Here is an 11,470-nt window from a genome sequence, read left to right on the forward strand (position 1 = left end):
CAGAATTATTGTAATTATAGGACTGAATTAGCTCGCACGGAATATAGATTCCGGTTGTCTAATTCAGTCCTCTTTTTGATTGACGACGATGAAAGGTGATGAAAAATGGCTAGAATTATTTCTATTGTAAACCAAAAAGGGGGAACTGGAAAGTCCGCATGTACAGCTAATTTAGCAGTAGGATTAGCACAAAAGAATATGAAAGTGTTAATCGTTGATGCCGATCCACAGTCTGATGTATCTGCAGGATTTGGATATCGTGATTGTGATGAAAGTAATGAAACACTTACAGCTCTTATGGATACAGTAATGAAAGATGAAGATATTCCTTCAGACTGTTATATCAGGCATCAGGCAGAAGGAATAGACATTATCTGTTCTAACATTGGACTGGCAGGTACGGAAGTACAGTTGGTAAATGCAATGAGCAGGGAATATGTATTGAAACAGATTTTATATGGTATCAAGGATCAATATGATGCAGTCATTATTGACTGTATGCCATCATTGGGAATGATTACGATCAATGCGCTGGCTGCATCAGATGAAGTCCTCATTCCAGTTGAAGCGTCCTACCTGCCAATCAAAGGCTTGCAGCAGTTGTTAAAAACGATCGGTAAGGTTCGTAAGCAGATTAATCCGAAGTTGCAAGTCGGTGGGATTCTGTTCACGATGGTCGATGCGCATACAAATGATGCCAGAAATAATATGGAACTTCTCAGAAATGTATATGGAAGTCAAATTCATATCTTTGATAATTATATTCCATTTTCTGTAAGAATGAAGGAAGCAGTCAGAGAAGGACAGAGTATTTTCTCTTATGATCCGAAAGGCAAAGCTACAGAAGCTTATCGGAGAGTGACGGAGGAGGTGCTGAAAGATGCCATCTAAAAAAAGAGAAACTCCCATTTCCTTACAGCCACTTGATGCGTTGTTTGGAACAAACGAAGAAACAAACAATGGAATTTGTGAGATAGCAATAGGAAGCCTTCATCCATTTCCAAATCACCCGTTTCAAGTAAAAGATGATAAGAAAATGGAAGAATTATCAGAAAGCATTACACAATATGGCGTGTTGGTTCCTGGTATTGTGCGGTTGAGAGGGTCCGGTGGTTATGAGCTGGTAGCTGGTCATAGGCGAAAACGAGCATGTGAACTTGCGGGATTAGAGAAAATGCCTGTTATCATCAAAGATCTTACAGATGATGAAGCGACGGTGATCATGGTAGATTCCAACATTCAACGAGAAGAGCTGCTGATCAGCGAAAAGGCATTTGCTTATAAAATGAAATATGAGGCGTTAAAGCGTCAGGGGAAACGGTCTGATTTAACTTCTTGCCAAGTTGGCAAGAAGTTGGCGGCGGAAGAAGTCAGTCAGAATACAGGAGATAGTTCCAGACAGATTCTTCGATATATTCATCTGACAGAGTTAATCACAGAGCTTTTAGAACTGGCAGACGAGAAGAAGCTTCCCTTTAATACAGCTGTTGAAGTTTCATATTTGAGAAGTGAAGAACAACAGATATTGCTTCAGTATATGAGTAATCACAATATGGTACCATCCATGAAGCAGGCAAAGGAATTGAAGCAGATTTCAAAAGAGCGGATGTTGACGTATTCAGAGATTGACCAGATCTGTATGAATGAGAGTACTGAGAAAGTACAGGTGCAGATTCCTGCGAAAAAGCTGAAACAGTATTTTCCTGAGTCATATTCTAAAGCTCAGATAGAAGAAGTGATATTTATGCTCCTAGCATCATGGGCAGAAAAACAATAATATGATATGCGAAGTTGGACAGAAGGAATGAAAAGATGATGATAGAAGATGTAATTAAAAAATCAATATTGCCACTGGCATTTATACTATTCTGGTTCTGGATCGTATCCACTATCATGAAAGTCAGTGGAAAGACAGACTTGTTCTGGTGGATATTTCTTTCCGGACTTCCATTTGGAATACATAAAATGCGGTTGATCCTAATTTCAAAAGGAATGGATATAACAGCAACACTTGGGATGGCTGCATTAAGTGTCATCATTGGAGCTTTGATCGGAAGTATCATGATTCCAGTGTATGTAATCCGTGCGGTATACGTTTTCTTACGATATATCATCGGAAAATAATTGAATATTTGATAAGAGGCAGGCTTGCGAAAATAAAATCGTAAGCCTGCCTCTTTTTTTGTACCCAAAATCAGGCAATTTAGGGGAAATCCCTTTTGCAAATATATATACTTGGAGGATTTATAAGATGAGAGAGCGAATTGAAAGTAAGCATGTAACAAAGGAAATCAAAAGTCAGATGCCAGTGATTCCGGTGGAAATTGTTAAAGAAAGAGGCTGTACGTTCTGCCCGTATTATTTGGGCAATTATGAGAAACAGCCACGTTGTATGATGAAAATCTGTGCCTGGGATGATGAAAATGAGCGTTTCCATCCAGTTCTTCGTGAACTGATTCCGTTTTACAAAGAGAAAATGGAAAAAGCAGAAGAAAAGTTCCTGGCAATGAAAAAGATTTATACGACCCTGTTAGGAATGTTTGCCGATGAAATGAGGCAGGAAGAGTTGGAAAAAGATGAATGTTACGGATGTGCCTATGGAAAATGTGGACCATGTATCGGTATCTGTTACAAATCAATGAAAGCATAGGAGGGGTATGCCAATGAATACAACAATTATTTCCGGGCGATTGGTAAGAAATCCCGGATACAATGAAGTGGAGAATGAAAAAGGACTTCATAAGATTGCCAAGTTTGTTCTGGCAGTCAGAAGAAATTATTCTGATGAAGTCAGTTTCATTCCGGTAAAGGCTTTTGCAAAGAAAGCAGAATTTGCCAGAGATTATCTGATGCAGGGAACGAAGGTCATGGTGGAAGGCGAGATTGTCACAGGTAATTATGAAGATAAGGATACCGGGAAAAAGATCTATACAACTGAAGTGTATGCAAATCGGATCGAATTTGCAGGTGCAAAAATAGTTGACAGACCACCGTTTCCAGAAGATGCGGAAGGGTTCTTAGAGATCCCAGAGGGCATGGAAGAGGAAATGCCGTTTAGATAGAGGAGGATAAAAGATGGTTTCAGTAGATCAGGCGTATATGGTAGGGCATATGAAAAATGCCGATGGAAGTATCAATAACAAAAATGTAGTGCTGTCAGCAGCATGTGAAGCAGCGGAACTGTTCCAGTGCATGATGTCAGTAAATCAGAAACTGGAGGACTGGCAGAGATTTAACCACACCTTGGAGATGCATCTTAGAAGTGTGGAATGTGAGAAAATCCATGATATCTGTCAGGCGGTATATGGAATGAAACATCCGTCCGATGAACTGGAAGGATTGTATCTGGCAAGAGAGGATGAACAGATATGCCTGCTGTACTATCAGGTATTTGTAGGGATGCTGGAAATCAATATTAATTCAGCCGAAGTGCTGTACAAACAGAAGGAGGAAATAATCAATGAGTAAGGTGGAGTATATGCCGGTAGATTGTCTGCAGGTGCCAAAGATGCTGTTCCAGGTGGAAAAATTCAAAAATCTGTCAAATACAGCAAAAATTTTATACAGCTTATTTCTGGATCGTTTGAAATTTGCGGTGCAGAATGGCTGGGTAGATCATAACGGAGATCTGTTTGTTATCTATCCAAAAAGCGAAATGAAGAAAGACCTGAATACGACTCGATATGGCGTAGATCAGGCAGTACAGGAACTTGTTAAGATTGGAAAGCTGGTGCGTATTGTTCAAAACAATGGAAAGGCGAACCACTTTTATATCAATGATATTTATGAAAATGAGATGGAGGAAGAATCAATGATGACATTAGACAGAATTATGGCAAATATGCCGATGGAAGAAAGAGAAATTATCATGGACAAGATGGTGGCAGCATCCAGAGATATTCTGGGAACAATTGCAGATATGGGATATCTGGATGAATATGAGACACCACTGACTCCTATGGAAGAGCGAGGCTATTACGATGAAGAAGGTAATCTTGATATTGATGCCGTAGAAGCCGATGGCTATGAGTTTGGTATGGATCTGGCATTTGGCGTGTTATCTGTTTGTGAAGGAAAGCCTGAACATGTGCTGGAAATTCAGAAATATGTAAATGAACAGTATGAGTGCTGTTCTAATAAGAAGTTTATGAAAGTTCTGGAAACAATCGCACGAATGAATGGAAACGAGGAGGTTTATATCGAGGATATGTATGCCTGCAATAAAGAAGCAAGGAATTATTATCTGAGCGAGTTAATGATGTGCTTCAACTTTGTGTTTAATGAGATGTGTCATGGAACAGGCAGTGCAGCAGGGTGTGATTTTAATAGTGAGGAAGAATAGGAAATAAGCTATGGCAGATTTTGAATATTTCAGAGCAGAAGAATCTGACCAGTTTTCTTTTTTTCGGATCCCCAAAGCTCTGTTCACAGAAAAAGAGTTTGCAAGCCTGTCCACAGACGCAAAGCTCCTTTATGGAATTCTGCTTGATCGAATCAGCCTATCCAAGAAAAATGGATGGATTGACAATGATGGTTATGTCTATATCATTTATACGATCGCAGAATTGCAGGAACTGTTGCGAATGTCGCATACGACAGTGACAAAGCTTCTTTATGAGCTTGACAGTGTGCATGGGATTGGATTGATCGAACGGTATCGGCAGGGGAATAATCGTCCTTCTGTCATATACGTGAAAAATTTTGTGAAACGGAGCAGAGGAAAGCCAGTAAGATACTTTGCTTCTGGAACGCCAGAAACTGGAAATCCAGACTGCAAGGAATTGGAAATCCGGATTGCAAGAAACTGGAAGTCCGGAACGCAAAAAAATAGAAGTCCGGACTGCAAGAATCTGGATGGAAGTAATACTAAGATAAATAAGACTGAAAAGAATCATACTGATAAGAGTAAGGGCAATACTCCCGCTTTGGAAGAAAAATTCAGTCAGTATGGTAGATTTAAAAATGTTGTTCTGTCGGAAGCTGAACTGCAGGAGCTGATGACGCTATTTCCATGGGATTACCAGAAACGGATTGATCATCTTTCTGTTTATATGAAATCCAGTGGAAAAGAATATCAGAACCATTTTGCAACAATCTGTCTTTGGGCAGAAAGGGATGGAACCAGGATAGGAATGGATAAATATGAATTTCAGGAAGGAGAAAGCCTGTGATGGAAAATAAAGTAACAGCAGATTATGTGGACGAAGAGGGATGTCTTCATTGTGGCATCTGTGGAAAAAGAAAACAGATGAAAGTCAGTCTGATGGGATTTGAGCATGTAGTGTCTTGTTTGTGCGAATGCGAGGTGAAAGCCAGACAGGAACTGGATGAAAAGATGCAGCGGGAAGAAGCACAGCGACTGCTTTATCAGAGAAAATCCGTCGGACTTCGGGAAAGAAGATTCTGGGAATGGAAATTTGAAAATGACAACGGAAGCAACCAGAAGATACTAATTGCCAGGCAGTATGTAGAAAACTGGACAGATATGAAGAGAAAAAATGTAGGATTGCTTTTGATGGGACCAGTTGGAACCGGGAAAAGTTTCTTTGCAGGCTGTATTGCAAATGCACTTTTGGAACAGGGAGAACGTGTCATGATGACAAATTTTTCCAGGATCCTAAATGAAATGACCAGCTATCAGGCAGATAAGAACCAGATTATACAAAATCTTGTGGATTATCCGTTGCTGATTATTGATGACTTGGGAATAGAACGAAATTCCGAGTTTGCTTTGGAGCAGGTCTATAATGTGATAGACAGCCGCTATTGTAAAATGCTTCCGCTGATCGTAACAACGAATCTGGGACTGAATGAAATGAAATCCACAGATTTAGATACTGCCCATCAGCGTATTTATAGCAGAATACTTGAAATGTGTGTTCCCATCTATTGTGGTGGAGAAGATAAGAGAAAAGAAGAAGGGACAGAAAAACTCGTACAGGTACAGAGCCTGATTACCGGTTAATCTGTCCTTTTTTATTGAAAGGGGGTGATTGCCATGATTACAGATCTGGACAGCAGTTAAATCGCTGAAAGGAGGGAAAAGTCATGCAGGAAGAGGTAACTCAGAAAACGGTCACGTTCTGTATTCGGACTACCAAAATCACAGCAGACCTGTTGAGAAAGGTTCTTGCTGCGTATCTGCGGCATCATAAGCAGAAATCGGTAGAGAAGAAAGCACAGAAAAATCAGCCGAAACAGGGAAAGGTCACGGTAAAAGAGCTGGCAAAGCAGAATGCCGGGATGGTCAATATCGAGATCACGAACAAAAATATCAAGTCCTTTGAACGCTATGCCAGAAAATATGGAATTAACTATGCTCTGAAAAAGGACAAGAGCAAAGAGCCGCCAGTTTATCTGGTATTTTTCAAAGGACGTGATCAGGATGCCCTCAATGCTGCTTTCCGTGAGTTTTCCCAGAAACAGATTCAAAAAGCGAATAAACCTTCGATTCACAAGCGTCTGGCAGCTTACCGGGCAATGATGCCAAAGAAGACGAAGGACAAAGTAAAGAACCGGCATCAGGAGCAGAGTCGATGAAGAAACAGATCGGCAAACCTCTGATGCAGAAGTGGAAGAATAAGATCGGGGTCAGGCTGTCCGCCCTGGATAAAAAGAAACTGGTTCTTACCAATCTCCCATATGCTCTGGCTGCGTTCTATGCAGACCGGGCATTTTTTCTTTACCGGAATAGTCCGGGAGAAGATATGGGGAACAAACTCTTATATGCTATGGAACACGCAGATCGGATTTTTGCTGGTTTTGTGTTAAGCAATAACTGGAAAGATCTGCTGGCAGGGATTACGGTTGCAGTCGTTTTGAAAGTGCTGGTTTGGCAGAAACAGTCAGATGCAAAGAAACTCCGAAAAGGAATCGAGTATGGTTCAGCCAGATGGGGAAACGCTGAGGATATCAAACCTTATATGTCGGAAAATCCGTGGATGAACATTCCATTGACAGCAACAGAAGCACTGACGATGGAGAGCAGACCGAAGCAACCGAAATATGCAAGAAATAAAAATATTGTAGTTATCGGCGGCAGTGGTTCCGGTAAGACACGTTTTTTCGTAAAACCATCGGTCATGCAGATGAACTGTTCCATGGTCATTACAGATCCCAAAGGCACTCTGATCGAGGAGTGCGGGAAGATGTTAGCAAAGGGACCGCCGAAGAGGGATAAAGATGGAAATGTCATCAAAGATAAATCCGGGAAAGTGGTATATGAGCCTTATGTGATTAAGGTTTTGAATACGATCAACTTTTCTAAGTCTCTTCATTACAATCCATTTGCTTATATACGGTCTGAAAAAGATATCCTGAAACTGGTGACGACAATTATTGCAAACACCAAAGGGGAGGGAGAAAAATCTTCCGAGGATTTCTGGGTGAGTGCGACACGTTCGCAGGCGGTAAAAAGTCTGCGCACAGTGTTGGTTTATTAAATAATAACCAGTCTGTGAACTGGTAATCCGATAGGTGGAATGATGGGGTAACGCCCTGAAACGTCTATCCTTGACGGACTTGCGTCAGCTGTAATGGCTGGGGTGAGAAGCTCCGTGACAACGACCGAGAGTAGTCGTAGGAATCTGCCAAAAGATTCTCGAAAACGCCCCAGAGGTGGGGTGCGCTACCTATAGGTCTAGGATCTATAAAATATCTATGGTTAGAATGTTTACTTTGGCGAGTAAACTGACGAAAACTGCGAATGTACGGTTCTAAAAGAAGACCATATAGAAATGTATGGGTGCGTTAAAGCGCAGTCAGTGTGGTTCAGTAGAAATTGACCCTACGAACGACCATGTTGTGTTACAGGCACATCCAAGCTGACAGGACTATAGCAGAGACCTAAGGATATATGTACAGATAGGATTATCGGAACGTGGAAAGGCATCAGATTCCATTATGGGATAGCCTGACGAAGAAAATAAGCAGGTGAACTGGTGCTGAAAAGCCGTGATCGAACTTATGATGAGTTCTGCGAAAAAGAGGAACTCGGAGGAATGGTCACAAGTCGGTTGAAATAAACAGGCATTATTCAGTCTTATGATAAGGATTACGAGTAAGACCAAAAGGGTCACTTTCGAGAGGAGGTGATGCCTTATGCCAAAGAAAAGTAAAACATTATGTGTAGATGACCTGCGTCATGCGGAGTACTATGGAATGCAAGATACTTTTGATGAACTATATCAAAAAAGTCAGAACGGTGAAGTATTTGAGAATCTTATGGATTTGATAGTGAGCAGGGATAACATTTTACTTGCGTACCGAAACATCAAAGCGAACAAAGGCAGCTACACGGCAGGAACAGATAAAAAGAACATCACAGATATTGGGAGTCGAACTCCTGATGATGTGGTAAAAAGAGTGAGATTTATTGTTACGGGAAGCGAACACGGCTACAGACCAAAGCCTGTAAGACGGAAAGATATCCCGAAACCAAACGGAAAAACACGTCCGCTGGGAATCCCATGCATATGGGATAGGCTGATACAGCAATGTATCAAGCAGATCATGGAACCAATCTGCGAAGCAAAGTTCAGCAATAATAGTTATGGATTTCGTCCGAACAGATCCGTTGAACATGCCATTAACAGAACCTACACCATGCTTCAAATGATGAACCTTCATTATGTTATTGAGTTTGATATTAAAGGATTTTTCGATAACGTAAATCATAGCAAGTTAATCAGACAGATATGGTCGCTGGGTATCCATGATAAAACGCTGATTTTTATTATCAAGCGAATACTAACAGCTCCAATTAAAATGCCCGATAATACAACGGTATTGCCCGACAAGGGTACACCACAGGGAGGAATTATCTCACCACTACTGGCAAACATCGTTCTAAATGAATTGGATTGGTGGATAGCCAGTCAATGGGAGGAAAATCCAATTGCTATAAGCAGAGGGCGAGAAAGAATAATCGGAAAAACTAAGGTTTTTGATAAAAGCCATGGTTATAGGATTATGAAAAACACAGAAATGAAAGAAATGCATATCATTCGGTATGCGGACGATTTTAGGATTTTCTGTAGAACGAAAGAGGACGCAGTCAGGACAAAAGAAGCGGTTACGGAGTGGATTGAAGAGAGGTTGAAATTAGAGGTGTCTCCTGAGAAAACAAGGATTGTGAACACCAGAAAACGGTGGTCAGAGTTTCTTGGATTCAAAATAAGGGTAAGGTTGAAGCATCATAAATATGTGGTGCAGTCGGCAATCTGTGACAAAAAGGTTGAAATTGAAAGAGCAAAGCTAGTGGAACAAGCGAAAAACATCGCAAAACCCAGAGAGAAAAAAAGTTGTTTATCAGAAATTCAGCTATATAACTCCATGGTGTTAGGCATACAGAATTACTATCAGCTTGCCACCTGTATCAGTATTGATTGCAGAGAATTCCATAGGCGAGTAATGACAGTTTTGACGAACAGGTTAAATACAGAAACAGGAAGTATGCTAAAACGTGAGGGTGGAACTATCACCCAAGCAGAAAAGGAAAGATTCGGACAGTCAAAAATGATTCGATATGTTTCAGGAATTGACCAGATGATCTATCCGATTGCATTCATCAAAAATAAAATACCGATGGCGAAGCGATCAATCGTTTGTAGTTATACAAAAGAAGGTCGTGCTCTGATTCATACAGAACTTAACCTTAATCAGTATGTTCTGAAAGGACTGAGAGAAAAAATATCCGTTGGTCATAGCACAGAATACCATGACAGTAAAATATCTTTATTTTCTGCTCAAAAGGGAAAATGTGCAATCAGTGGAGAAGAATTCGCAGATGCGGAACATGTAGCTGTATGGCTCAAAGTACCAGGATCACTTGGTGGATTTGAAAGATATAAAAACATGGTTCTGATTCACAAAAAATATCTGATTCTGTTACAAGAACTGCCCCAAGCAGCAATAAAAGACCTGATAAAAACACTCAATATCACAAAAAAGATGCTCGTGAAAATCAATAGTCTGCGAGAGCAGGCGAACCTGTCAGCAATAATATAAAACTTAAATTTGGTGACTGATTAAATGTCTTGTGAAGACAATCGATGGAGCGCCGGATGCGGTGAAAGTCGCATGTCCGGTGTGAAGTGGGGGAAAAGGTGGAGATAATATCAAAACCTTACCTATCACTATAAGCGGAGAAACTGCTGTACACAGCACTGATTGCCTTCATCTGGTATGAGGGTGATGAAGAGGAGAAGAATCTGAATACTCTTCTGGATCTTCTGAATGAAAGTGAAACCCGTGAAGAGGATGAAACTTACCAGAACCCGGTAGATATGATGTTCCAGGAACTGGAAGAAAGAGATCCGCAGCACTTTGCGGTCAGACAGTATAAAAAATACAAAATGGCGGCTGGCAAAACGGCGAAGTCGATTTTGATTTCCTGTGGTGCCAGACTTGCCCCATTTGATATCGCAGAGCTTCGTGAGATCATGTCTTACGATGAAATGGAACTGGATAAGATCGGAGACAGGAAAACAGCCTTGTTTCTGATTATGTCCGATACGGATACCACATTCAACTTTGTGATTGCGATGCTGCAGTCACAGCTTTTCAATCTGCTTTGCGACAAGGCAGATGATGAATATGGCGGCAGACTTCCGGTGCATGTGCGTGTCATCGCTGATGAGTTTGCCAACATCGGACAAATTCCTCAGTTTGACAAGCTGATCGCAACCATCCGAAGCAGGGAAATCTCTGCTTCTATTATTTTGCAGTCACAGAGCCAGTTAAAGGCAATGTATAAGGATAGTGCAGATACCATTCTGGGCAACTGTGATACGACTTTATTCCTTGGTGGGAAAGAGAAGACCACATTAAAGGAAATGAGTGAGCTTCTGGGTAAGGAAACCATTGACCTGTATAACACTTCGGAGACAAGAAGCAATCAGAAATCTTTTGGACTGAATTATCAGAAACTGGGGAAACAGTTGATGACAGAGGACGAGATTGCAGTCATGGATGGAGGAAAATGTATCCTGCAGATCCGTGGTGCCAGACCATTTTTCTCAGACAAATATGATATTACGAAACACAAAAACTATCGGCTTCTTGCAGATGAAAACGAGAAGAACCGATACAAGGTTGAGAAAGAGTTAAATCCGCAGTACACACCGAAATCTGAAGAAGAGGTGGAAGTAATTCAAGTAGATCTGTCGGAGTAACCTTGGGAATGAACGAAAAATAATAAGGAAAGGAATAACTGACATTAGGTGCGCCGGCTTTTTAGTCGGTGTTTTTTCATTCCCGTAAACACCTGAAAAAAGTCAGTTTTGGTGAATGTATATGGCATTTTTTAGCAGTGCAATTACAACTTTAAAAACTCTTGTAGTCGCAATCGGTGCAGGTCTTGGCGTGTGGGGTGTCGTAAACCTTCTGGAAGGATATGGGAATGACAATCCCGGCGCTAAGAGCCAGGGCATCAAACAGCTGATGGCTGGTGCCGGAATCATGCTGCTGG

At 41.0% G+C, this 11,470-nt stretch carries 12 protein-coding genes and 2 pseudogenes; all 14 read left to right on the forward strand.

Translation table 11 applies throughout. The features are described from left to right. Positions 1–105 precede the first annotated feature (105 nt). Positions 106–891 carry a ParA family protein gene (locus G5B06_RS16130; RefSeq protein WP_129794750.1) on the forward strand — a complete coding sequence of 262 codons (786 nt, stop codon included), beginning with the start codon at positions 106–108 and terminating at the stop codon, positions 889–891. Next, complete coding sequence (locus tag G5B06_RS16135) at positions 881–1,777, forward strand: ParB/RepB/Spo0J family partition protein (RefSeq protein WP_130096567.1); 897 nt, start codon at positions 881–883, stop codon at positions 1,775–1,777. The genes G5B06_RS16130 and G5B06_RS16135 overlap by 11 nt, the downstream gene beginning before the upstream one ends. A gap of 35 nt (positions 1,778–1,812) precedes the next feature. Beyond that, positions 1,813–2,124, forward strand: a complete 312-nt coding sequence (locus G5B06_RS16140) for a DUF6050 family protein (RefSeq protein ID WP_130096566.1) — start codon at positions 1,813–1,815, stop codon at positions 2,122–2,124. Between the two features lie 127 nt (positions 2,125–2,251). Then, positions 2,252–2,650: a hypothetical protein gene (locus G5B06_RS16145; RefSeq protein WP_130096565.1), complete on the forward strand. Its 399-nt coding sequence runs from the start codon at positions 2,252–2,254 to the stop codon at positions 2,648–2,650. A gap of 13 nt (positions 2,651–2,663) precedes the next feature. Further along, entirely contained in the window at positions 2,664–3,062 is a 399-nt protein-coding gene (locus tag G5B06_RS16150) for a single-stranded DNA-binding protein (RefSeq protein ID WP_130096564.1), read from the forward strand. Between the two features lie 13 nt (positions 3,063–3,075). Beyond that, positions 3,076–3,468 carry a hypothetical protein gene (locus tag G5B06_RS16155; protein ID WP_012744317.1) on the forward strand — a complete coding sequence of 131 codons (393 nt, stop codon included), beginning with the start codon at positions 3,076–3,078 and terminating at the stop codon, positions 3,466–3,468. Next, positions 3,461–4,342 carry a replication initiator protein A gene (locus G5B06_RS16160; RefSeq protein WP_012744316.1) on the forward strand — a complete coding sequence of 294 codons (882 nt, stop codon included), beginning with the start codon at positions 3,461–3,463 and terminating at the stop codon, positions 4,340–4,342. The genes G5B06_RS16155 and G5B06_RS16160 overlap by 8 nt, the downstream gene beginning before the upstream one ends. A 10-nt stretch (positions 4,343–4,352) precedes the next feature. After that, positions 4,353–5,171 carry a replication initiator protein A gene (locus tag G5B06_RS16165; RefSeq protein WP_012744315.1) on the forward strand — a complete coding sequence of 273 codons (819 nt, stop codon included), beginning with the start codon at positions 4,353–4,355 and terminating at the stop codon, positions 5,169–5,171. Further along, entirely contained in the window at positions 5,171–5,965 is a 795-nt protein-coding gene (locus G5B06_RS16170; RefSeq protein ID WP_012744314.1) for an ATP-binding protein, read from the forward strand. The genes G5B06_RS16165 and G5B06_RS16170 overlap by 1 nt, the downstream gene beginning before the upstream one ends. A gap of 83 nt (positions 5,966–6,048) precedes the next feature. Next, a complete protein-coding gene (locus G5B06_RS16175) occupies positions 6,049–6,540 on the forward strand; it encodes a PcfB family protein (protein WP_012744313.1) in 492 nt (163 codons plus the stop codon). Further along, positions 6,537–7,400 (forward strand): annotated as a pseudogene (locus tag G5B06_RS16180) (type IV secretory system conjugative DNA transfer family protein); the annotation flags it as partial. The gene G5B06_RS16175 and the pseudogene G5B06_RS16180, both read left to right, overlap by 4 nt. Before the next feature lie 700 nt (positions 7,401–8,100). Further along, a complete protein-coding gene (gene ltrA / locus G5B06_RS16185) occupies positions 8,101–10,008 on the forward strand; it encodes a group II intron reverse transcriptase/maturase (RefSeq protein WP_109258339.1) in 1,908 nt (635 codons plus the stop codon). Between the two features lie 134 nt (positions 10,009–10,142). After that, a pseudogene (locus tag G5B06_RS16190) lies at positions 10,143–11,174 on the forward strand (VirD4-like conjugal transfer protein, CD1115 family); the annotation flags it as partial. Between the two features lie 121 nt (positions 11,175–11,295). Then, a partial coding sequence (locus G5B06_RS16195; protein ID WP_173772509.1) for a Maff2 family mobile element protein occupies positions 11,296–11,470 on the forward strand: 175 nt, incomplete at its 3' end.

Source organism: Blautia luti (assembly GCF_013304735.1).
In the GTDB taxonomy this organism is placed as follows: Bacteria; Bacillota; Clostridia; order Lachnospirales; family Lachnospiraceae; genus Blautia_A.